General features: G+C 62.5%; 19 protein-coding genes. 11 read left to right on the top strand and 8 right to left on the bottom strand.

Annotated features, from left to right (window positions below; genetic code table 11):
* Positions 1-3: 3 nt before the first annotated feature.
* Positions 4-1,353, bottom strand: coding sequence for an adenylate/guanylate cyclase domain-containing protein (locus AC1Z3V_RS10225; RefSeq protein WP_334198038.1), 1,350 nt, complete (start codon positions 1,351-1,353; stop codon positions 4-6).
* Between the two features lie 375 nt (positions 1,354-1,728).
* Here AC1Z3V_RS10225 and AC1Z3V_RS10220 point away from each other — a divergent pair, with 375 nt between their 5' ends.
* Positions 1,729-3,066, top strand: coding sequence for a nucleotide sugar dehydrogenase (locus AC1Z3V_RS10220; protein ID WP_483498598.1), 1,338 nt, complete (start codon positions 1,729-1,731; stop codon positions 3,064-3,066).
* 39 nt (positions 3,067-3,105) lie between these two features.
* On the opposite strand, the gene AC1Z3V_RS10215 is transcribed toward AC1Z3V_RS10220, so the two are convergent.
* Positions 3,106-4,275, bottom strand: a complete 1,170-nt coding sequence (locus AC1Z3V_RS10215; protein ID WP_483498597.1) for a DUF3095 domain-containing protein — start codon at positions 4,273-4,275, stop codon at positions 3,106-3,108.
* A 278-nt stretch (positions 4,276-4,553) separates the two neighbouring features.
* Here AC1Z3V_RS10215 and AC1Z3V_RS10210 point away from each other — a divergent pair, with 278 nt between their 5' ends.
* A complete protein-coding gene (locus tag AC1Z3V_RS10210) occupies positions 4,554-5,384 on the top strand; it encodes an MBL fold metallo-hydrolase (protein WP_429820106.1) in 831 nt (276 codons plus the stop codon).
* Here the strand turns inward: AC1Z3V_RS10210 and AC1Z3V_RS10205 are convergent.
* The 6 genes from AC1Z3V_RS10205 to AC1Z3V_RS10180 all read right to left on the bottom strand — a co-directional run bounded on the left by AC1Z3V_RS10205 (position 5,371) and on the right by AC1Z3V_RS10180 (position 13,910).
* Positions 5,371-6,141 carry a polysaccharide deacetylase family protein gene (locus AC1Z3V_RS10205; protein ID WP_483498596.1) on the bottom strand — a complete coding sequence of 257 codons (771 nt, stop codon included), beginning with the start codon at positions 6,139-6,141 and terminating at the stop codon, positions 5,371-5,373. The genes AC1Z3V_RS10210 and AC1Z3V_RS10205 overlap by 14 nt on opposite strands.
* The gene (locus tag AC1Z3V_RS10200; RefSeq protein ID WP_483498595.1) at positions 6,138-7,235 is read right to left on the bottom strand and encodes a glycosyltransferase family 4 protein; all 1,098 of its coding nucleotides are present in this window, start codon (positions 7,233-7,235) and stop codon (positions 6,138-6,140) included. The genes AC1Z3V_RS10205 and AC1Z3V_RS10200 overlap by 4 nt, the downstream gene beginning before the upstream one ends.
* A gap of 69 nt (positions 7,236-7,304) precedes the next feature.
* On the bottom strand, positions 7,305-7,562 hold the full coding sequence (locus AC1Z3V_RS10195) for a hypothetical protein (RefSeq protein ID WP_483499624.1): 258 nt from the start codon (positions 7,560-7,562) through the stop codon (positions 7,305-7,307).
* Positions 7,563-7,627: 65 nt separating this feature from the next.
* A complete protein-coding gene (locus AC1Z3V_RS10190; RefSeq protein ID WP_483498594.1) occupies positions 7,628-9,082 on the bottom strand; it encodes an MltF family protein in 1,455 nt (484 codons plus the stop codon).
* 40 nt (positions 9,083-9,122) lie between these two features.
* The gene (locus tag AC1Z3V_RS10185) at positions 9,123-11,243 is read right to left on the bottom strand and encodes a mechanosensitive ion channel family protein (RefSeq protein WP_483498593.1); all 2,121 of its coding nucleotides are present in this window, start codon (positions 11,241-11,243) and stop codon (positions 9,123-9,125) included.
* Between the two features lie 108 nt (positions 11,244-11,351).
* Positions 11,352-13,910 (bottom strand): SH3 domain-containing protein, encoded by a 2,559-nt coding sequence (locus AC1Z3V_RS10180; protein WP_483498592.1) that lies wholly within the window; start codon positions 13,908-13,910, stop codon positions 11,352-11,354.
* Between the two features lie 453 nt (positions 13,911-14,363).
* Between AC1Z3V_RS10180 and AC1Z3V_RS10175 the strand changes: the two genes are divergently transcribed.
* The 9 genes from AC1Z3V_RS10175 (at position 14,364) to AC1Z3V_RS10135 (ending at position 23,605) form a co-directional block, all read left to right on the top strand.
* Positions 14,364-14,816, top strand: coding sequence for a helix-turn-helix domain-containing protein (locus AC1Z3V_RS10175; protein ID WP_483498591.1), 453 nt, complete (start codon positions 14,364-14,366; stop codon positions 14,814-14,816).
* 27 nt (positions 14,817-14,843) lie between these two features.
* On the top strand, positions 14,844-16,715 hold the full coding sequence (locus tag AC1Z3V_RS10170; RefSeq protein ID WP_483498590.1) for an AfsR/SARP family transcriptional regulator: 1,872 nt from the start codon (positions 14,844-14,846) through the stop codon (positions 16,713-16,715).
* 32 nt (positions 16,716-16,747) lie between these two features.
* Entirely contained in the window at positions 16,748-16,969 is a 222-nt protein-coding gene (locus tag AC1Z3V_RS10165; protein ID WP_483498589.1) for a hypothetical protein, read from the top strand.
* 72 nt (positions 16,970-17,041) lie between these two features.
* Complete coding sequence (locus tag AC1Z3V_RS10160; RefSeq protein WP_483498588.1) at positions 17,042-18,229, top strand: YcaO-like family protein; 1,188 nt, start codon at positions 17,042-17,044, stop codon at positions 18,227-18,229.
* Positions 18,226-18,951 carry a TfuA-like protein gene (locus AC1Z3V_RS10155; RefSeq protein WP_483498587.1) on the top strand — a complete coding sequence of 242 codons (726 nt, stop codon included), beginning with the start codon at positions 18,226-18,228 and terminating at the stop codon, positions 18,949-18,951. The genes AC1Z3V_RS10160 and AC1Z3V_RS10155 overlap by 4 nt, the downstream gene beginning before the upstream one ends.
* Positions 18,952-19,067: 116 nt before the next feature.
* Positions 19,068-19,307: a hypothetical protein gene (locus tag AC1Z3V_RS10150; RefSeq protein ID WP_483498586.1), complete on the top strand. Its 240-nt coding sequence runs from the start codon at positions 19,068-19,070 to the stop codon at positions 19,305-19,307.
* A 598-nt stretch (positions 19,308-19,905) separates the two neighbouring features.
* On the top strand, positions 19,906-20,952 hold the full coding sequence (locus AC1Z3V_RS10145) for an isopenicillin N synthase family dioxygenase (protein ID WP_483498585.1): 1,047 nt from the start codon (positions 19,906-19,908) through the stop codon (positions 20,950-20,952).
* Between the two features lie 27 nt (positions 20,953-20,979).
* Complete coding sequence (locus AC1Z3V_RS10140; protein ID WP_483498584.1) at positions 20,980-22,341, top strand: O-acetylhomoserine aminocarboxypropyltransferase/cysteine synthase family protein; 1,362 nt, start codon at positions 20,980-20,982, stop codon at positions 22,339-22,341.
* A gap of 238 nt (positions 22,342-22,579) precedes the next feature.
* Complete coding sequence (locus AC1Z3V_RS10135) at positions 22,580-23,605, top strand: NADP-dependent oxidoreductase (RefSeq protein WP_483498583.1); 1,026 nt, start codon at positions 22,580-22,582, stop codon at positions 23,603-23,605.
* Positions 23,606-23,609 lie beyond the last annotated feature (4 nt).

Raw genomic sequence — 23,609 nt, 5'->3', positions numbered from 1 at the left:
CCCTTATTGAAGCATCTTGTCGATAAGGCCGCGCGGCGGCTGTAGCGGACGAGTATTGCGATGAAGCAACATGACATGCTCCGCCTCGGAAAGTCCATCCTGCAACACATCGTCAAAGCGCTCGTCTGCCCTGGCAAGCAACGCCGCATCGTTGGGGTAGAGAATCGTGAATTTTTGCCGGACTCCACGCAGTTTTTCCTGGCCGAGAGCCGTCCAATCACCGCCGCAGTAGTTTACGAAGGCCTCGCTGGCAACAACGCTATGCGCATATTTCTTGGTGAGGTTCTGCAACCGCTGCACTTCATTGACGGCCGAGCCGAAAGCGGAGAAGGTCAACCGGTCGCGCAAGCCGACATTGCCGAACATCACGTTGCCGACATGCAGCCCGATGCCGTAGCCAATCGGATCGCGCGCTTGCTTGCGCCTTTCGCCGTTCAACATCTCCATGCGCGCCGTTGCTGCACGCACGGCGGAAAAAGCCTCGCGGGCAGCAAATTCGGAGGGCTCCTTGTGACGGCCGCACGGATAGACGGCAATGAACCCATCGCCGACGAAGCTTAAGATATGGCCGCCATTGCGGTTGAAGGGCGCGGCAATGGCATCGAAATAGGTGTTCAGCGTCTCGATATAGGACTGTCGACCTTCCTTTTCCGCCAGCATCGTCGAACGGCGCATGTCGGCCATGACCAGGATCGCGCGCACCGTTTCGCCGTCGCCACGGCGGACCTGACCGCTCATCACGCGCCGACCGGCACTGGAGCCAAGATAGGTGGTCAGCATGTTGTCGGCGAGTTTTCCGAGCACCGCCATTTTGGCAGCGACCGCGAGATGATGCTGCAGCTTCAGCAAGGCCCCGATCACATCGTCGGTGAAACCGCCATGACGATCCGTCGTCCAGGAACCGACCATGCCGTGGCCAGAATCGGCGCCGAGCGACTGCATGAAGGCCAGATAGTCCGTGGCCCCCATCTCCTTGAGATCGTCGAAGATCGGGAACTCGGACGGGGTATCCTGATAGATGCGCCGCCGGACATGCTCGAGATTGTTGTTGAGCAGATAATAATAGGGGCTCTGGAGGAACCGCTCCGGATTGAGCGCCAGCTCTTCGTGCCGAAGGCCGCTGACCTCGACGCCCTTGCCACGGATCCAGGTAAAACCAAGCGCATCATAGAGCGGATGCAACATCGAAAAGGACAGATGAACGCGCATCAGCGGCAGGCCGGCGGCGGCGAGCCGCTCGCAGAAGCCTTTGACGATCGTCTCCAGTGGAGCGTCGCTCAGCGATGTCCGCATCAGCCAGTCGGCAACCTTGTCGATGAGGATTTCGGATACGTTGTCGTTCGTCGGGGCCATTTCGCGTCCTCACCATGACAGACCGTCCCGCGTCAGCATCCGGAGACGACGAACTCTCCGGCAAAGTGCCGGTCCATGTTCGCGGGGGGATGATGATGAGCCGTGCCCGTTAAGAAAATGCTCCAGCCGATTCCGGCGTCGATGACGTGCAGGCACCCGGAATGCGGCACTTATATCTTGCAGATATTGATCCCACCCGCCGATTTCCAGAGGCGCGACAAAGTTTTTCTCGCACGAAGAATTGATAGCCGGCTCAAGGGCCTGAACACAGGCGTGACGCAGTGCCTCGCTTGACTTGCCGCTTGTTTCTCTCCAACAAACCACGACATGTTCGCGCGGGCGCCACCGCCTGCCCACGAGATCCGGAAAACAAACTTGACCTCACCTCATTACGAAAGCCTGCTCTCGTCCATCTCCGCCTTGAGCGCCAGGGTTGGCGTCATCGGTCTCGGCTATGTCGGCCTGCCGCTCGCCATCGCCGCTGCTCGCGCGGGCTTCGTCGTCACCGGCTTCGACATCGATCCGACCAAGATCGTCGCGCTCGACGCGGGCAATTCCTACATCGCCGCCGTATCGGACGCAGCGCTTGCGAAGGAGAGCGATGCCGGCCGCTTCGGCTCGACCACGGACTTTCAAAAGCTGACGGACTGCGACGTCATCATCATCTGCGTGCCGACGCCCCTCACCAAACACCGCGACCCGGATCTTTCCTTCGTCGAGAAGACGTCACGGGCGATCGCTGCGACCCTTAGACCCGCGCAACTGGTCGTCTTGGAATCGACCACCTATCCCGGAACGACCGACGGCGTCGTGCGCACGATCCTCGAAGAGACCGGCCTCAAATCGGGCAGCGATTTCTTCGTCGGCTTTTCGCCGGAGCGTGAAGATCCCGGCAACCCGACCTACGAAACCGTCAGCATCCCGAAGGTGGTCGCCGGCGACGGACCGCAGGCTTCGGCGTTGATGGAGCGGTTCTACGCAGCCGTGGTGAAGACTGTGGTGCCAGTCTCCTCCAACGCCACGGCGGAGGCGGTGAAACTGACCGAGAACATTTTCCGCTCGGTGAACATTGCCCTCGTCAACGAATTGAAGATCGTCTACGAAGCGATGGGCATCGACGTCTGGGAAGTAATCGAGGCGGCGAAGACCAAGCCGTTCGGCTACATGCCCTTCTACCCCGGCCCGGGGCTCGGCGGTCACTGCATACCGATCGATCCCTTCTATCTCACCTGGAAGTCGCGGGAGTACGAACTGCCGACGCGCTTCATCGAACTTGCCGGCGAGATCAACTCGGCCATGCCCCGTCATGTGGTCAGCCGCCTTGCCGAGGCGCTCGACCGCAAGGCCGGCAAGGCGCTCAGCCGTTCCAACGTCCTCGTCGTCGGCCTCGCCTATAAGAAGAACGTTCCGGATATTCGCGAAAGCCCGTCTCTGCGCCTGATCGAATTGATCGAGGAGCGCGGGTGCCGCACTGCCTATCATGACCCCTACGTCGCCGAGATCCCGCCGACACGCGAACATGGTGCCCTGAAGGGCCGGCGTTCGGTCCCGCTCGACGCGCAAACGGTCGCGGCGTTCGACGCGGTGCTGATTGCCACCGACCACGACCGGGTGGACTACGCCGCCCTTGCCGGTTCCGCGTCGCTCATCGTCGATACGCGCAACGTCTTTTACCGCAACGGCTTGACCGGCGACCACATCGTCAAGGCCTAGCGCGCCCTCGGCCCAGCAAAGGCTGCAAATCGGGCGTTGCTAGGCATTGTCCGCGCGCGCCAGCGCGGCCTTGAGCTTGCTTGCCGCCACCGCATAGCCGCCCGACGCGCCGTCGACGAAATGCATGTGATCCCGTGTCATCGGCGTCGGCACGATGCAGGTCATCAGTGCCGAGTCCTGTTGATGCAGGCCATAGTGCCCGACACCCGCTGCCTCGGCCTGCCTTAGCCGTGTCTCGATCCGTCCGAGCCGTTCGGCACTGATGTCGATCGTCATTTTCAGCCCATCATCGAATTTACGGAAATCCGTGTTGTCGGCGAGATCCCGGCGGTAGCGGCCCGTGTCGAATGACCCAAGATTCCAGCCCATCCTGAGGCAGACGAACAACACCAGCGTCTGCACGGTGATGAAGCAACGGGCGAAGAAGCGTCGTCCTTTCGGTGCCACCGCCCGCGTCTCGGCATCGATACCCCTAAAGGAGAACCGCGGCTTCGGCCCGAGTTCAGGAACCGGATGGCCGTTGCGCTCCTCCTCGTCGGCCAAAGCGACAATATCGGCGATCAGCGACTGGAACTCTGCTCCATTGCCCTTCGGTCCGGGCACGGCGATGATCGACGCAATGGTGCCATGGCGGGACTCGATCGGGTTCCAGCGACAGGAAAGCCCCGTCAGATCAGGCCGGCTGCCAGGCGCCGCGGCACCGACGGAATAGCGTCCCGCCTTCATCGCCGCATCGGCCCAACTGGCGCCGCCGCCCGCAAACATCGCATAGGAAACCTCTTCGCTCGCCTTGAAGCGGGCGACACGCATGTCGAGGCCGTTTGCGCGGATGTCGCTGACCGGCACCAGGGCGGCGCGCAAGTCGAGCCCGAGTTCCTCCGCCACCCAGGTCTTCACGGCGGCAAGCGCGTCACGGGCGCGGTCCTGCAATGGTGCCGGCAGCGCGGCGAGTGCGCCGTCCCCCCCGAAAACAAAGGGCATCGACTTTTCTTCGAGCGCGTTCATCAACGCCGAAATGACACTGGCGCCTGCCATGTTCACAGTTTTGTAGCGGCCTTCGGCGATCGCGCCGGTGGAGTTGACGATGTCGGCAACGGCAAGAATCCAGCTGTCCGGCAGCGGGCGATAATTCGCCTCGTCCGCGACCCCTTCGAACGCATCGAAAAGGGGTACGCTGTCGTAGAACCGCCCGTCTGCTGTCTCAACCATGCGTGACCTGTTCCCTACGTTACTGCGTTCGATAGACAATCCACGTAAGAGCGCAACAAAAAGTTTCATAGGCAATAGCCAAGGCCGCGCAATCTGTCCGGCGAACCCCGCTGCAAGGCGGTTCCGTCGGGCGATTTCCAATCGGGCGCTCTTGGCGACGCCAAGGTTACTTTCCAAATAATAACCCATGGCATTGCAGGGGTATGGCCATCTGTGCTTGTTTAACAGTCACACAAGGATCAAAATGACCCGAGCGTGCGTAGTGAAGCCGAAACTGAATGCGTGACGACAACTTTCGAGTGCGGTTCTGGGGCGTAAGAGGAAGTTTGCCGGTATCCGGCCAACAATACGTCGCCTATGGGGGAAATACATCCTGCATCGAGATTCGATGCGGCAAGGATGTTTTGCTCTTCGATGCGGGGTCTGGGCTGCGCGAAGCGGGTTACTCGCTGATCGCCGAGGGCGTCGACCGGTTCGATCTTTTCTTCACCCACAGCCACTATGACCACATCATCGGCCTTCCCTATTTCAAGCCGATCTACAAGTGTCAGAACTCGGTACGCTTCTGGTCCGGCCACCTGCACGGCAGCATGACCACGAAGGAAATGATCCGCGACTTCATGCGCCCGCCGTGGTTCCCGGTGGATCCGGATATCTGTCAGGCAAGCCTCGACGGCATGGATTTCAAGCCCGGTGACGTGCTGACGCCGCGCGAAGGAATCACGATCCGCACAACAAGTCTCAATCATCCGGGCGGCTGCGTCGGCTACCGCGTCGAATGGAACGGCCGCGCCGTCGCTCTCGTCTACGACACCGAGCACGAGCCCGGCATTCTCGATCCTGGTGTTCTCGAACTGATCGCCGGCTGTGATCTGATGGTCTACGACTGCACCTATCTCGAGAGCGAGATGGATCATTTTCAGGGCTATGGACACTCGACCGGCATGCATGGCGCCCGGCTGGCGATGGCCGCCGGGGTCAAGCAGCTCGCCATGTTCCATCATGATCCGTCCCGCACCGACGAGGCGCTTGCCGCAATGGAGCGTGACGTTCGGGCCACCTTCGCCGGCGCCTTTGCCGCCCGCGACGGACAGATCATCGACCTGTAACGTCGGCGCCAGCAAGCCAGCGACAGGCAGGATGTCTGCCGGTCGCAGCGAAGAGCTTTTCGAGGAACGCCCATACTCCCTCGTCATGAACCAAGTGATGCGTCAGCACGCCGATCGTGCGGCCCTTCTGGTCTGCTCGCTCCTCGACATCGCCCGACACTTGCCGAAGCCTCGCGAGGATGTCGGCAACGATCAGGCCATGGTCGCGGCAGCCGCGTGTCCCGCGCCAGTCCATCACGTCGACATGCGTGTTGACGAGCCTGAACGGTGACGGCTTTTCCGGCCCGAAGATCGAGAGCGCCTTGAAACCGATATCGGGCAAGCCGTCGAGAAGGGCCGGATCGATCCGGTTCCACGGCGGGACGAGCATCGGCACGAAGCTGCCAGGGAAAAGCGTCTGCAGGCGGCTATGGCCGCGCTCGAGTTCGTGGAGCACCGTGGCGCGCGGCCGGTGTGCGCCGAGCTCCTGCTTCTTTTCCTCGGGCGGCGCGTGATTGCGGTGCGCCCAACCGTGCACCGCAATGCTGACACCTTTGAGCCCGTCGAGACGGCGCGCGAGCGCATCGCCAGCCTGGGCCGGCGGAACAGCCAGCACCACCGGAAGCGCATGTCGGTCGACCAGCGACAGCAGATGATCGAGCGCCGATGTCGGCTCGGCTGCGTCGTCGTCACGCAGCCAGAAGTCCATTTTCCGCCCCGACGCCGCAACGCGATCGAGTTCCGCAGCAAGGCGCCGCCAATGGATTCCTTCGCTCATACAGGCCTCTCCAGGAATTTATCGAAAATCGAGCGAAGCCGTCGAGCGGCTGCCGGAAACGAGCGCTCCTTATGAACGAACCGCCGGGCGGCTGCGCCCAATCGCCGTCGGCGCGCCGGGCTCTCGATCAGATCGCGCATCGCAGCCGCATAGGCATCGATATCCCCGTCAGGCGTCAGCAACCCGGTCTCACCGTGCCTCACGACCTCGGGCACGCCGGCCGTTCGCTGGGCAACGACCGGCAGGCCGGCCGCCTGCGCTTCGAGATAGGCAAGCCCGTAGGCCTCGCCGCAACCGGGCCATAGGTAGAGATCACTGCCTGCAAGAATTTGTGGAAGCTCGGCTGCATCCTTTTCGCCAAGCCACACCAATCGGTCCGGAGGTAAGGCCGCGAAGGCTTCTCTGACCGCCTCCCGGCAGGGGCCGTCGCCGACGATCGTCAAGGTCCACGTGGCGGCAGCAACGCGCATCAGCGCCTGCGCCAGCATGCGGTAGCTGTCCATCTTGTCGCCGCTGCGCATCATCGCGACCACGACCATCCGGCAGCCGGCATCGGCCCGTGGCTTGCTTTCAATAAACGGTGCCGCGTCGATGAACGGTGCGAGCATCGCGTTGCGGCACGAAGGCGCGGCTTCAAGAAGGCCGTCGCGGTCGCGGTGTGTCAGGCAGATATTGACGGCCGCCTGCGAGATGGCCGCAAGAACATGGCGCTGGGCAATGGCCCGGATACCCTCATTCCGCCGCATCGAATAGGACGCTTCCGCCGTCACATAGGGAATGGAAAATTCGTCCGCGAGCCCTGGCCCGAGAAGGTCCGGCGCCTTGTAATAGGGGTGGTAGCAGAACCAGAGATCGGGCGCGCCCTCGCTCCGCCAGAGTGCCCGAAGGCGCGCGGCCTCCGCGTCCGCCGAGAGCTCCAGTTCGCGAAAATCCTGAACTGATGGCGTCGCCATGAAGCTGCGCAAGTCCGATGCAATCGCAACCTCGTGCCCACCGATCCGAAGGGCCGCGATCAGCATGCGCGCCATCAGCCGGTCGCCTGACGGCACCGGATGATCGGGGGATTTCAGCGGTGCATAAAAGGCGATCTTCATCGGCAGCGAGCTATCGTGCCTCCATGCGAGACTGTCAACCAACCGAGCCCGGCACGCACCTTAGGTTCATCAATCAATCGGCAAATCATAGTAGTCGCGCCGGATAAGTTTCAGCGTGCGATCCGGCTGAATGACATAGGTCTCCTGAACGAAACTGTTGCCGCTCATGAAGCGGTGCGGGACGATGCTGCCCACGGGTGCCTTCGTCAGCTTCGTCCGCGGCTGGCCACCATAGGTGATGCTGCCCGGGATCGGCTCTATGTCTGGCGTCGTACAGCCGGCGAGCGTCAGAACGAAAAGGCAAAGAAGGGCTGCCGATCGTCTCATAGGCGTATTGATTTTCACCGCGACCATTTCGAAATCTCCACTTCCGGCGAACGCGTGCGCCACACCTATGGCGCGGTGGCCGCCGCCTTGTTTTCGACTTTCACCGTGGCCGCGTCAGCGTCATGGGCCTCGAGCAGGCTGTAGGCGACAAAGTATTTGTAGATGTTGCTGACATATTGAACCGTCTCGCGCCCAACGATCGCAGCGGCGGCATTTTCGACATTGCCGAACCACAGGTTCGGATCGAGCCCCATATCCTTGGCCTTTGACCGGAACTTGCGAAGGTTTCCAGGCCCGGCATTGTAGGCTGCGAAGGCAAACAGCAACTGGTCTCGCGGGGTCACGGCTGGGTCGTTGATATAGGTATCGACAAGGAAGCGCAGATACTTCGATCCGGCTTCGACATTCAGGTTCGCGTCCTTGTCGATGCCGTGAATGTTGACCGCCTTGTCCGCTGCGGTCGACGGCAAGAGCTGCATGATGCCGACCGCACCGCGATGGCTGCGGCGCGACTGATCGAGTTGCGATTCCTGGTAGCCTTGCGCCATCAGCATCAGGTGGTCGAACGAATAGGTGCTGCCGTGCTTGTGGAATATCTCGACGAGCTGCTTGAAACGTTCGACGTCGTCAGGCGCATAGGCGCGCTTCAGCATCTTGTCGCCCTTGTAGTAGGTGCTTTTCAGGATATTGCCAAACGTCGTTCCGACCCGATGCGTCTTGACGAAATTGTTAAGCACGGTCTTGAGCTTCGGGCTGTCCTTGCGGATCGCCCAGGCGATTTCGCCATGATTGGACACAACGATGTCCTCCCGCACCTTGAGCTCGGTGAAGACCGTCGACCAGATGTTCGCCTTGTACATGTCGACGACCGTCCACGGCAGCAGGCCGGCATTGATCATCTCCAGGACGTCCTCGTCCTCCAGGTTCTCGTCCATGTCCTTCAAGGCGATTGGCGCACGGCCGGACTTTTCGAAACCTGCACTAAGCGCCGCCAGGTGTTCGTAATAGCTGCTCGAGCGGCGCACGTGGATTTCCCGTCCACTCAGGTCATCAAGGCTCGCAACTGCCGGCGCGGACGGGCCGGAGACGAGAACCTCCTTTGCTTCCTCATAGAGCGGCGCCGTGAAATCGACCTTGGCAAGCCGTGTTTCGGTGATCGTCAGGTTCGCCATGACGATATCGCCGAGCCCGTCTTCCAGCGCGGATAGAAGCTTCGCCCGCGGCATCGGTATGAAACCGACGCGGATCTTGTCGATCTGCTTCTTACGGCCTTTGTTGAGTTCATTTTCGAGCGCCGTCCCGAATTCAACAGCCGTGCCCAATTGCTGGCCGCGGTCAATGAAGTAGATCGTCTTGCTGAACGGCACGATGATGCGGATTATCCGCCTCTTTTCCATCCCGTCGAAATCGTCCTTGTGCGGAACGAACATCGAGCGGACGAATTGCTCGCTCGATTGCGCCAAGGCGCTGCCGCCCGCGAAGATCACGAACAGCAATACCCCCAATAGAACGCGTTTCATGGGAGGCCTCCCCTGCCCCTGGAAACCTGTCGGCGAAACCCTATTCCTCCGGCGGGCCACCCTCCCCGAGGGCTGCAGCGGCATTCTTCTTGGCGATAGCGTCGCGGGTAGCGGCAGCGGCCGCAGCAGACTGCTGCTGCTCGTCGCCGGCCACCTGTACCGTCGGCGAGGCGAAGTTGATGCCGTTTTCCTTGAAGGCTTCCTTGATCATGACCTGCGCCCGGCGTCTGACCTGGGTCTGGTTGCCCGGCTTCGTCTTCATGGCGAAGCTCAAGGTCATCCCATAGTCGCCAAAATTCTCGACACCCTTCATCTTGACCGTTTCCAGGATCAGCGGCCCGATATCCGGATCTTCGAGCAACTTGGCGCCGATGCCCTTCACCAGTTTCTTCACCTTGGCAACGTCGGCATCGAACGAAACATTGATCAGGAACTTGTCGATCACCCAATCACGGCTCATGTTCTGCACGGCGCCGAGCGAGCCGAAAGGCACGGTAAAGACCGGGCCGCGGTGATGGCGGAGCTTGACGGAGCGAATGCTGAAGGATTCGACCGTGCCCTTGTAGCTGCCGCTCTGGATGTATTCGCCAATGCGGAAAGCGTCGTCCATCATGTAGAAGATGCCGCTGATGACGTCCTTGACGAGCGTTTGCGAGCCGAAGCCGATGGCCACGCCGAAGACACCGGCACCGGCAATGAGCGGGCCGATTTCCACGCCGAGGCCGGAGAGCACCATCAGCACCGCCACGATAGCGATGAAGGCCGCGAGAAAATTGCGCAGGATCGGTAGCAATGTCATCAGGCGGGTATTGCGGGCGCGCTCGGCCGGGTCCTCGGTGGCGTGATTGGCCTGCTTGACGCGCAGATTGATGAAGCCCTTCACGAGTTGCCAGATGAGGTCTGCCGCTAGCAGAATGACGATACCAGCGAGCGCCCCGCGGACCACCCGGTTGAAGGCGTCGTCATGCATCATCGCCGTGGCACTGACTTTGAAGACCAGCGCCAGCCAGCCGGCCGCCAGAGCGATGACGAGCAGCCTCGCGCCGCGCTCGATGAAGATATTGCGCATCACACGCGTGTCGTCTTCGGCAGACGAATCCAGCATCGTCTTGGTGAAGGCGCTGGTGAAGCGCAGCAACGGCGGTATGCCGATCACGTAGAGGCCGATCCAGAACAGCACGTCCATCCCTGCGACCCACAGCATCCATAGCACGACGAGAAAGGCCACCAGCAGGATATTTCCGACGATGCGGCGCGAGCCGACGACGTTACCGGTGGGCCGGCGCACTACCGTCAAGATCCCGAGCGCCAGGACCACCAGGCCAAGAGCGGCGGCAATGAGATCGTGCACGTCAGCGGGAATGGAAAGAGCCAGCATCGCATCGCCGACGCCCCAGACCAGCGCAGCAGCGCCGATCAGCCACACGCTGTGCCGGTGCCAGAAGCGGGCATCGTCCGCCGTCAACGACATGTAGCCGACCCGTCCATCTGCACTCTCCTCGCTTGCCGGCCCGCCAGTCAGCACAGCCGAGGCGATGATCATCAGCAGGCGCGCGCCGATCCAGGCGCCAAGCAATGGCGCGATCGTCGTCTCCAGCCGCGGCGGCCAATCGGCGATCGCAAGTACTGACATGCTGGCGGCCGCGAAAACGATGAGCGGCAGGACCCGTGTCAGTATCGTTCGGGCCGGCCCGGTCAGGACCGCACCCTGAAGGCTGCGCTTTAGCACCCAACGCAGCAGATACTCGGCGCCGTAGCCGATCAGCAGAATGAAGAAGAAGCCTTTGAGGATCGGAGCGGCGCCGTGGTTTTCCATGTCGCCGGCCAGGCGATCCCGTGCGGCTTGCATTTCCGGGAGAACGCGCGGCACCGCATTGGTGATGCCTGTCAGGTGGCGCCTGATTTCAGCCGTCCACCGGGCAACGATCCCCGTCGCAGGCGCCTCGGTCGCCGTCGCGGCAGGCGCCTGTTTCGTCGAAAGCCACTGCTTCACTTCGGGGTCGTCGAGAAGCTGGATCAATTGCTGGACCTTGGCGGGCGGCGCTGCGGGCGCCGCTTCCTGCGCAAACCCCTTGGAAACGGGACCGAAGACAATCGAAAGGAACACAAGAAGCCCGATGACCGGCCCCAGAAAACGATGCGACGACCCGATACAGCCCATTCTTACCACCCCCACTGATCGTGCCGGTCCCCCGACCGGCACGATTCTCAACTTTTTCAAATGCTAACATACCTATAGGCGGTTCTGCCAACGCCCTTTCGCCGCAGTTCAACGACGGCGGAAGCCGCCGCCATGGAAGCCCCCGCCCCCGTGGAAACCGCCGCCTCCCTGAAAGCCGCCACCGCCGTGGAATCCGCCTCCCTCGAAACCACCACCACCGAAGCCACCCGGGCGGTCAAAGCCACCGCCTCCGCTGCTCGGGAAATTCAGGGGCCGCTGATCGAAGGACTGACGCTCGAAGGAACGCTGGTTGCCAAGCTGTCGCCCGATATTGTCGATGGCCAGATGATCGGGCGCGCGGTCCAGGGTTCGCGCGCCAGCTCGCTGGCCGAAGTCGATCTGCTGGTTCAGGTTTTGGGCCGCATCCGGGTGCCTGGCGACAAACTGTTCGCCCGCCTTGGCCCTGTCCTGGATGGAAGGCTTGTCGACCGGCTGCCAGCCGTCCGGCGTGTGCTTCTGCCATTGCCCATCATCGCGGCGATAGACGCTTCCATCGCGCCCGGCATAGACGTCGCCGCCCTTGCCGCCGGCGACAAAGCCATGGTTGCCGTCCGACGTGCGCCAATGCATACCGGCGCCGCCCGCGGTCGACCCGCCGGAAATGCGCGCATAGTCCGAACCATGCTTGACGGCCGCCGTGCCCCAGCTCCCATAGACATTGTGGCCGCCGCGGGCGATCGCAGCGTTGCCGGTGCGCGGGTTGTAGGCCGCGACGAAGCCGCGGTCGCCGTTAGGCCCGTAGCCGACAGCACCGCGCATATAGGTCCCGGTGCGCGGATTGTAGGCCGCACCGGCGGCGATGCCGCGATAGGGACCGTATGCATAGCCATAGCGGCCGAAGGTCCCGACGGCCGGGTTGTAGAACGCACCGATGCCATAGGTCACGGGACGGGGATAATAGGGCCAATAGCCGCCGCCTGCCCAGCCATAGTCCCAATAGTCGTCATAGTACCAGCCGGTACCGTAGACGAAAGTATCCCAGGCGAGATAGGCACCGAGATAGCCCATCGTGTAGCCGAACCAGACCGCGTCCGGTTCCGTTTCATAGATCCGCACATAGGTGGCGTTGTAGACTGGCGAGGACGGCGGGATCTTGTAGATCTCGTCGGGCACCGCCTTGGCGACGCTAAACGGTCCGGTCGGCGTATCGCCGGCGAACCAGATACCGTCCTTCACCACGAAGTACTGGTCACCGACCTTGATGACGGTCTCGTTCGTGTTTACTGCGTAGGTGAGCGAGGTGCCGTCGATCTTCTCGAATTTCGGATGGCCACTATAGGTGACGTCCACCTTGACCGACCCGTCGAGCGCCACACGCGCCTTTTCGGGGATGCTTGCCTTCAGCCGCGCCTCGGCATTCTCGGACGTACCGGGAACGGACGAACGCACCGTGTAATAGGCGGCGTCCTGCGGGATGTTCTGGAAATCTTCGGGAAGCTTAGGCGTGGCAAAAGTCCACGGGCCATCGAGGGAGGAACTCGCAAACCAGCGACCGGACACGAGGATGTACCAGCTGGAATCCGCGTCGCGGTAGAAGACGTCGCTCTCGCTGTTGGTCGCAACCTTGAGGCCGGTGCCCGGTACCTGCTCGAGCTTCGGCTCACCATCGAAGACGAGCAGTTCCGACGGCTTGTCCGAATAGATGACCTTCGCTGCGGCAACCGTTTGGGCCTGCGGCGGGATTGCCGCCTTGGCATCCTTCCAGTTGTCATCGTCCGGCAGCTTGCCGAGCATGTCCGGAAGCGACGATGCAGGCTGCCACCCCGAGGCCAGATCCTTCGATTGCAGCCACGCCTTGTCGTTGCGCAGGTAATAGCTACCGTCCGCATCGACCTTGAACAGGTCCCAATTGGTATTGACCGCGAAGGACAGGCCTTCGACGCCCTTGACCGGCGCGAATACCGCCTTGCCGTCGGTCTGCACCAGCACAGCCGGCTCCTTGCTGACGAAGATCGGCGGTGGGTCGGCCTTCAGCCCCTCGACATTGCCGAGACGCTCGTAGTCGGCGAGGCTCGCCGTCAATTTGTCCTCGGAAACCGTGATCGTTCCGACCGGCATCAGCTTGCCGACCTCGAGGGCGAGATCCGCCAGTTCCTTCCGATCGAGGACGGAGAAATTGATCTCCGTCACCTTGATATCCGAAACGATGACCTGGCCGGATGCGCTGTCGGCATCGGTCTTGCCGGTCACCCCGATGACACCGTAAATCGGCTTGGCGTCGTTGGACTGCTTGTATTCGGCCGCGATCAGCGCATCGAGGACTGTGAAGTCCTTCCACGCGTTGATCTGCGGCTGGTAGAGAGTGATGGTCGCGCCGCTGTCGGTCGTGAAGGCGCGCGGCCAACCGAGCCCCTTGGGATCGGCATCGTTCAGATACTTGCCGCTGACGAAGCCGTTCTGGCCATCGAAGCTTACCGCGCACCACGCGCCGCCATCGTCGCATTCCTTGATGTCGACTTGCGCGCCTTCCGCAATCGTGCCGAGGCTGTCGAAGCCGGTGCCCGGCCCTTCCCGGAAATTGACGGACGCGCTTGTCGTTGCGGGACCGGCCTCGGCCGGAACGGAAGCAATCGCGAACAGGGTCAAGGCCAAGGTCAATCTGCGCATTTCGTTCTCCGGCGTCTGGCAGCAATCCGAGCCGGCACCGCGCTGTCGCCCCTCGTGCAGATGGCGGGGGAGGAGCGGACATGGGACCGGTAACATCGCAGCATCCTCCGGCGCGGGAGCAACACAAGTACGTAACGGTAACGGCGGCTGTAACGGGCCGCTGAAAGGGACGGTAAGCCTCGGCCATGGCCCCGTGGGGCGGCCGCGCGATACGAGATCGATTCGCGCGCAGGCCTCGCATTTCGGCGCAATCAGGGCAATTTGCCGCATATGGAGCATCACAATTCGCGCGCTTGCGCGCCGATCACGGCAGCATCGGCCGGCTCATCCCCTTGAAAACCGGGACGGCGCCGCAAATCTCAGCGTTTTAGCCCGTAGTGATTGCATCAGGAGATTTATTCAAGCAAACTCATATGTATGAATTGACCATTCCTACGTCCGGAGGAAATGCAAGTGAACACAAAAGCCCCCAGCCAGATTGATGTCTTTGTCGGTTCCCGCGTCAGGATGCGTCGGTTGATGGCCGGGTTGAGCCAGGAAAAGCTGGCCGACGGCCTCGGGATCACATTCCAGCAGGTTCAGAAGTACGAAAAAGGCACCAACCGCATCGGCGCCAGCCGTCTTCAGGCGATCGCCGATATCCTCGGCGTGCATCCGAGCTTCTTCTTCCAGGAAGGCGACGACGCCTCTGCTCGCGCCGGCGCCGGCGACACGACCCGCGAACCGAGCGAGATCTCCTCTTTCGTTTCGTCGAAGGAAGGCATCGCCCTCAACCGCGCTTTCCTGAAGATCACCGATCCGGTGCTGCGCAAGAAGATCATCTCGCTCGTCGCCGCCGTGGCCCAGACGCCCGAGACGGAAAGCGGCCGCGCAGGAACGAGCCACGCTCAGGATCTGCACGGATAAGCGTTTGCGCCCGACGGGAATGACCGGATGACATTCAGACTGCAGACCCTCGGGCGCTTGCGTCTCGTCGACAAGAACGGGCGCGAAGTGGCCTTTCCGGAGAAGGGTCTGCTCATCCTTTGCCATCTGATCGTCGGCGGATATCGCGAACAGTCGAGAAACGATATCGCCAAGCTGCTATGGGACGAAGTCGTCCCCAGCCAGGCCTTCGTCAATCTGCGCAAGACGATCTCCCGGATCAGCGCACGCCAGGACGAACTCGACTGCCACTTCCTGAGTTTCTCCCAATCGTCGGTCGCGCTCGACGTCGATCGGCTGCGGAGCGACCTGGACGAAATCAATCGAGACCCGGGCGATGCGCTCACCCGCTTTGAACGCGCGGCAACGACATTCCAGGAGGACTTCCTCAAGGACCTGAAATCGCAGGGGCAAGCGCTGCACGGCTGGATCGAACGGCAGCGCGGCGAACACATGACGCTCCTGCGCGAAAGCCTGATCGCAGCCGCGCCAGAAGCGACGAAAACCCATCGCAAGCTGGTCAAGGCTGCCGCAGCGCGGCTTCTCGAACGCAATCCGCTCGACGAGGATGTGCGCAAGATCCTGACCCAGGTGTTTCAGCTCGAAGGCAATCCCCTCGAAGCGAGGGCAATCGCACACAGCAATGCGCCGGCCACACCGGCTGTCGCGGAATGGCGGCCCGCTTCGTCGATCGTCACCCCGGTCTCCGAGGCGGCCGCGGACCTGCGTCCGCCACGCGTCGTGCTGCTGCCGCCGAGCAACGGAGCGATCGACAGTCCCGGCACGCTGTTTGCGAGCGCCTTGATCGAGGACGTCACCATCGGCCTTTGCGGCCTTCGTTCGGTCTCGATCATCGCCCCCTATACGGCGGCGCAGATCAGCCTCCAGGCCGACAAGGCAAATACCTACCAGAAACATGCCATCAGCTACATCCTCGACACCCGCCTGACGGACGAAGGCAGCCGGCTCACTCTGTTCACGCAGCTGATCTTCTTTGCCAATGACGAAGTGATCTGGGCCGACCGTTTCAATCTCGACGACGACGGGCTGATGACCACGCGGCGGGAGATTGCCCGGCAGATCGCCTATGCCATCGCCAGCCAGGTGGAGCGCAACGAGGCGCACCGGAAGACCTACGAGACCAATGTCGGCTCCTATCGCAGTTTCCTGCTGGGGCAGCGCTACCTCAAGCAGCTCAACCTTCCGGAGCTGCGGCGCGCACGCAAGAGCTTCCGTGAATCGCTGTACGAGAATTCCGACTTTGCGCCAGCGATGAGCGGGCTGGCGCGCAGCTACTTCTTCGAATGGCTGTTGACGGCGCGCGGCGACCGCGAATTGCTGGCGCTTGCGGAACAGCACGCACGCGAAGCAGTGGTGGCCGATGACACGCTGGCAACGGGCTACCGCGAGCTCGGCGTCGTCAAGCTCTATCTGAGACAGTTCGATGAGAGCATGGAATACCATGACAAGGCGGAGGCGCTGAGCCCGCAGCATGCCAACGTCATCGCGAGCTACGCCGACACGCTGGTGCAGGCGTCGCGGCCAGAGGGCGGCCTTCGCAAGATCCAAGCCGCGCTCGACCTTAACCCGATCGCGCCGGATGAGTATTTCTGGACCGCCGCCGGCGCCAGCTACTCGCTTGGCCAATACGAACAGGCCATCGCCTACATCGAGCGCATGCGCGATCCGACGCCCGCCGACCGGCTGTCGGCGGCAAGTTGGGGCATGCTCGGCAACAAGAAGAAGGCGCGCCAATTCGTCCGCAAGACATTCGACGTGCACCCGGATTTTAATCTCGACAAATGGATGGCCATCGTTCCCTTCAGGGAAGAGTGGCAACGAGTCCACTATTGCTCAGGCCTGCGCAAGGCAGGCTTCTGAGATCTTCGTTCAGCGAAAGCCAGGAGGGGCAAATGGCGAAAGTGGTGGTAATTGGCGTGGCGGGCGACGATCGGCTCTGGATGGCCGATCTGGATGCGGGAACGGTGACACAAATTCCGACGCCGACACAGGGGCCTCTGACAGCGGCCAACGACCTGCGCGTCAATGGTGGCGCAACAGTGCACAAGGGTGTCAACCTCGCCGTCCTGGCGGCCTCGTCCGGCTCGGTATCCGGCGGGTTCATGGACGGCTGACGCCGACAGGTGGCACAAGTCAGCGGAATTGACCGGGCGTCGGACGATTGTTTCAGCCGTTCGACGCCCAGCGTGTTCTCATACAGCGATCGCGCCTGTCCGCCGGAAGAGACCCTTCGGCGCATCGAACCGTTGTTGCCGAGATTCGGTGTCAGCAGGCTTGCGCGCCTGACCGGGCTCGACAAGGTCGGAATTCCCGTCTGGAGCGCCATTTCCCCGAACGCGCGGTCGATCGTCATCAATCAAGGCAAGGGCGTCACCGACGATGACGCCAAGGTTTCGGCCGCCATGGAGGCGATCGAACGTGCCGTCGCCTGCGCTCCACCGGTGCCAGCCAGAATGGCGACACGACGGGCATTGTGTGAAAGCGGCGATCGGGCGCTGACACTTCCGGGATTGATCGCCACCGGCCAGCCGGATCTCGGCGACGACGAGACGATCGCATGGCTTCGCGGCTTCGATCTCTCCGACGGAGCCACCTCCTGGGTGCCGCTTCAGGCGACGACCCTCGACCGGACCATCGAAGGCTGTCGATACTGGCAATCCTCGGATGGCCTTGCCTCTGGCAACACCCGGATGGAAGCCATCCTGCACGGACTGCTCGAGCGGATCGAACGCGACGCTGAAACGCTCTGGCGCCTGTTACCGCTGGGCGGCAAGCTCGGAAGTTGCATCGATCCCGCCTCGTTCGAGGATCCGATCCTCGACGCGATGGTGCGTCAAATCGAGGCCTGCGGCCTGCAATTGCGCCTCTTCGACATGACCAGCGATGTCGCTATCCCCTGTTACACTGCAATCCTTGCAGATGTCGGCATCTTGAGTGCACGGCAACCCCGGTACCACGACGTGACGATCGGACACGGAGCGCACCCGGTGGCGCGCAGAGCCGCCATCCGCGCCGTGACCGAGGCCGCCCAGTCACGCCTCACCTATATCAGCGGTGCCCGCGACGACGTTTTTCCCGACACCTTTACTCGCCCCCTCTCGCGCGAGACGCAGCGTCTGTTCGAGGCGGCCCCGCAAGAGAAAGCCCCGACGCCTACAAACGCCGCAGATGGGCCGCAGGGACTGCTGCGCTTCGCAATGCAACGGCTCGAGGAAGCGGCTATCCGCGCGGTTGTGGTCGTACCGCTCGTCGACGAAGGAGACATGCCGTTCTCTGTCGTCAAGGTTCTCGTTCCGGACCTCGAGAACCCCGACGGGTTGCGCAAGCGCCGTTTCGGCGAGCGAGCGCTGGCACGCGCGCTGGAGGTCGGATGAAGATCGCCTTTGTCGGGCCGACCCTGCCGGATGCGCACCGCCTTGCAGCCGCCGCCATCACCGTCCTGCCGCCCGCCGTCCAGGGCGACATTCTCCGCGCGACCGAGCGTGGCGCGACGGCCATCGGCCTGATCGATGGCAATTTCGAACACGTCGCCCCGGTCTGGCACAAGGAGATCCTGTATGCGCTGGCGCAAGGTGTTCAAGTATTCGGCGCGGCCAGCATGGGCGCGCTTCGCGCTGCCGAATGCGCCCCCTTCGGCATGATGGGCATCGGTGAGATCTGCCGAGAGTATGTAGAAGGCGAGCGTGTGGACGATGCCGATGTCGCCCTGATTCATGGCCCGGCCGAACTCGGATACCTGCCGCTGACCTTGCCGCTCGTCAACGTGGACATGACCCTCAGACGCCTGCGGGAGCGCCAGTTGCTTCCGGCGGATGAGGTGGCGGCGATCGCTGCTGCGGCAGCCGCCGTCTTCTACAAGGAGCGCACCTGGACGACGATCGTCGAGCGCGCGGCACTTCCTTCCAGTACCAACCACACGCACCTCGCAGACCTGCTTGCCGCAGAATTCATCGACCAGAAACGCATCGATGCACTGCATTTACTCGACGCTCTGCACAACGCGCCCGACCAACGGACAGTTGTGGCGCGGGATTGGGAATTCAATTCTACCAGCATGTGGAAGAGGTTGGTCGGTCAACCTGACGCTTCATCTTAAGCGCGCGGTTTTCCCATACAACGTGTGTCACGCTCATGTCACGCGCGCCGCGGCGCAGTCACGCTATGATTGACCACGCTGAACTGGATCTATCGATCCAAAGGGAGCTGGGGAAAATGATGCTATCTTCATTTGCTGTAGCGGTGGAACCGGAAGACAAGGAAAAGGAGCTGCTGGCATTGGCTCGCCTTGTCACCTATGCGCGAGACTCCGCCAAGACCCTCAATGTCGAAGGTGTGCAATACTGCCTCGAGCTGGCGCTCGCATCGCTGCTCAAGGAGGCTGAGGAATACGGTGACAAGAGGGCACATCTCACCAACGAGCTGATGACGCGACCAAGCCTCGGCCGCTGCTGAGGCGACAAGTTCCGGGCGTTCAGCGTCCAGAATTGCGGCGTCGTGAAGGATCATCCCCGTTGCCGGGGACGATGGAATGATCTGAACAACCAAATCGCTAAAAAGCCCTGTCTGCAAACGTGCAAGACAGGGCTTTTCATTTGCCGCCTGCAAGCGATTTCATCTCCAACGATCGTGTCGTCGTGCGCGGCCTGCAGGGCACAGCAGTTGCGTCTTCCGTCGATCTGTCGCCGGTATCCGACATTTGACGTTCGACGCAAGAGCGCGCTCGCCAGCGCCAAAAGCAGGGCTGGACGGAATTTCCCCGGAACGCCGCCCCGCCCGAACGTTTGCTTCGCCCACCGCAGACAATTTAGTCCATAATTTCCATAGATATTATTGAATAAATGCCGCCACCGCGTAAGCTTGGACCCCTCGACGCAAGCGGGGATGCCATGCGCCAACGCCATTCCACGACCGGTGACTTGTCGCAGCGCACTCTCTTGCGGCCAACCCGGCGCCTGCCGCACCCCCTTCGCACCTGAACCCCTCGGTGCGCTCGCCGCTCGCTCCGCCCAAAGCGCGGGTTTCGCCAACCAGCGGCGCGCACCAGGAAACAATGGAGACCATCTTGAGCCAGACCAACCCAACCCTGCCTGTCCTCGACCTTTCGCGCTTTGCGGCGGGCCACCCCGAGCGGGCAACGGCGCTCGCCGAATTGCGCAGCGTTGCCCGCTCGGTGGGCTTCTTCTACCTCGAAGGACACGGCATTCCGCAGGAAGAGATCGACGGCATCCTCTCGCTTTCGCGGCGCTTCTTCGCACTGCCTGAGGATGACAAGCTGGCGATCGAGATGCGCAAGTCGCCGCATTTCCGCGGCTATAACCGCGCCGGCCTCGAATATACCCGCGGCGCTCAGGACTGGCGCGAGCAGGTCGATTTCGGCCCCGAACGCCAAAGCCTCGACATCGCCTCCGGCGACGCCCCGTGGAAGCGGCTGGTCGGCCCCAATCAGTTCCCCGATGCATTGCCCGAGTTGAAGCCGGCGATCCTCGGCTATATCGAAGCCGTCACCGGGCTCGGCATTCGCCTGATCGAGATCTTCTCCGAGGCGCTCGGCCAGAAACCCGATGTCTTCGGGCCGATCTATCGCGATGGTCCCAACCAGCTTCTGAAGATCATCCGCTACCCCGGCCGCGACAAGACCGAGAGCGACCAGGGGGTGGGCGCCCACAAGGACGGCGGCTTCGTCACCATCCTGCTGCAGGACGTGGTCGGCGGCCTGCAGGTCGATGACGGCAAGGGCGGCTGGATCGACGCGCCGCCGAAGCGCGGCACCTTCGTCATCAATGTCGGAGAACTGCTCGAACTGGCGTCGAACGGCTACCTGCTCGCCAATATCCACCGGGTGGTCACGCCGCCGGCGGGCGGCGACCGGCTTTCCGTCGCCTTTTTCCTCGGCGCCAACCTCGCCTCCACCATTCCGGTGCTCGATCTGCCGCCGGAGCTGGCGGCGCAAGTCCGCGGCGTGACCCAGGATCCGCAGAACCCCCTCTTCCACGAGGTGGGACGCAACGTGCTGAAATCCCGGCTGCGCTCGCATCCGGATGTCGCGGCCGCGCACCACGCCGACCTCCTGGAGCAGAATGCCGCCGTACCCGCCTGATCAACCTGAGAACCGAGGAGAAATGGCATGACGATCCATCAAAAGCCGGAAGAACCCGCAATCGAGATCAAGGCACCGACCGGGCTGCGGGAGACCGGCGGGCGGCTGCATCCGGAAACCCTGGCGCTCCACGGAGGCAGCTACCGTTTTGACCCGGTAAGCGGCGCTGTCGCCGTACCGATCTACCAGACGACCTCCTATCAGTTGCCCGGCACGGATGGTGCCGACAAGCTCTTTGCGCTCGAGGCCCCGGGGCATCTCTACACCCGTGTCTCGAACCCGACCCAGGACGCCTTCGAGCAACGGCTGGCGGAAATCGAAGGCGGCGCCGCGGCACTGGCGCTCGGCTCCGGCCAGGCGGCGTCGGCTTTCGCACTGCTGAACCTTGCACGCGCCGGCGACAATATCGTCAGCGCCGCCGGTCTCTATGGCGGCACCTGGGCGCTCTTTGCCGCAACGCTGAAGAGCTTCGGCATAGAAGTGCGCTTCGTCGATGCCGCCGATCCCGAGGCCTTTGCCCGGGCAACGGACGACAGGACGCGCGCCTACTACGCCGAGTCCCTGCCAAACCCGAAGCTCGAAGTCTTCCCGATCGGCGAAGTGGCCGAAGTCGGCAAACGCTTCGGCATCCCGCTGATCGTCGACAACACCGCGGCGCCGCTGACCATCCGCCCGTTCGACCACGGCGCCGCCGTCGTCGTGTATTCGACGACCAAATATATCGGCGGTCACGGCACCTCGATCGGCGGCGCGATCATCGATAGCGGCCGCTTCCCCTGGCAAGAGCATGAGGCGCGGCATCCGAACCTGCACGAGCCGGACCCGAGCTATCAGGGCAAGACCTGGCTCGAAAAGGCCGCCGCGATCGCCTTCCATCCCTATATCCTGCGCGCCCGCGCGGTACTGCTGCGCGACCTCGGCGCCGCCATCAGTCCGTTGAACGCCTTCCAGTTCATCCAGGGGCTGGAGACGCTGCCGCTCAGAATCCGCCAGCACAACGAGAATGCGATCAAGGTCGCCGAGTTCCTCCACACCCACCCGAAGGTAGGGCGCGTGATCTTCCCGAAATTCCAGGAAGGCGAGGTGAAGGCCCGCGCCGAGAAATATCTCCAAAACGGGCACTATGGGGCGCTGGTCGGCTTCGAGCTGAAGGGCGGACGCGAAGCCGGACGCCGCTTCATCGACGGGCTGAAACTGCTCTACCATGTCGCCAATATCGGCGACGCGCGTTCACTTGCCATCCATCCGGCAACGACGACGCACTCGCAACTTTCGGAGGAGGACCAGCTGAAGACCGGCGTAACGCCGGGTTACGTCCGGCTCTCGATCGGCATCGAACATGCCGACGACATCATCGCCGATATTCGTCAGGCGATCGACGCTGCCTGACGGCGCGATTCCGTGCCAGCCTCCGCAGCCCCGGCCTTTGCGGCCGGGCTGCGGAGTTTTCTTTTGGCGGGCGAGAAATGGCCGATCGGCCGACGATCGGTTTCGTGCCACAAATGCTCGCCCGTCGCGGCGTCCGTGAAATGCTACGCAAAGGCCGCTGAAGAACTTTGATTTTCTGCATGTCTTCGTTCTTAAATCGAGGTCGATTTTAGAACGAAGACATGCAGTAGGAGAGATCATGAGCACGAACACACAGATCCTGCTTGCCGCCCGGCCATCAGGTCGACCGACGCCGAGCGATTTCCGCATCGTCGAAGCGGCAATCCCCGAGCCGGCCGAAGGCGAGGTCCTGCTGAAGATCCTCTACCTCTCGCTCGACCCCTATATGCGTGGCCGCATGAACGCCGGCAAATCCTACGCCAAACCCGTGGAGATCGGCGCGGTCATGGAAGGCGGCACGGTCGCCCGCGTCGTGCGCTCACGTCACCCGGACTTCAGCGAGGGCGACTTCGTGCTCTCTCACTCCGGCTGGCAGAGCTATGCGCTCTCGCGCGGTGCGGATCTGCGCAAGCTCGATCCGTCCGCGGCGCCTCTGTCGACAGCGCTTGGCATTCTCGGCATGCCCGGCTTCACCGCCTATGCGGGACTGCTGACGATCGGCCAGCCGAAGCCGGGCGAGACGGTCGTCGTGGCAGCGGCAAGTGGCGCTGTCGGCTCGGCGGTCGGTCAGATCGCCCGCATCAAGGGAGCGCGCGCAGTCGGTATCGCAGGCGGAGCGGACAAGTGCGCTTTCGTTCGCGACACGCTCGGCTTCGATGCAGCGATCGATCACCGCGCTCCGGATTTCGCCGAGCAGCTTGCCACGGCGTGCCCCAACGGCATTGACATCTATTTCGAGAATGTCGGCGGCCATGTCTGGGACGCGGTCTTTCCACTGCTGAACGACTTTGCCCGGGTGCCCGTCTGCGGCTTGATCGCGCACTACAACCAGGCCGGCGGTCCGCGAGCTGGCGGCGACAGGCTGCCGGGCGTCATGCGTGAAGTGCTGAGCAGGAGCCTGCTGATCAGGGGCTTCATCCAGCGTGAATTCGCCGATCAGCGCCCAGCCTTCTATCAGGAGATGGCAGACTGGATTGCGCGCGGCGAGGTTCGCTACAAGGAGGACATCGTCGATGGCATCGAGAACGCTCCCAATGCCTTCATCGGGCTGCTCGAAGGCCGCAACTTCGGCAAGCTGATTGTGCGCGTGGCCGCCGAGAACTGAAAAG

Source organism: Ensifer sp. 38_S197 (assembly GCF_056924495.1).
This window is presented reverse-complemented; position numbering and strand designations above follow the sequence as displayed.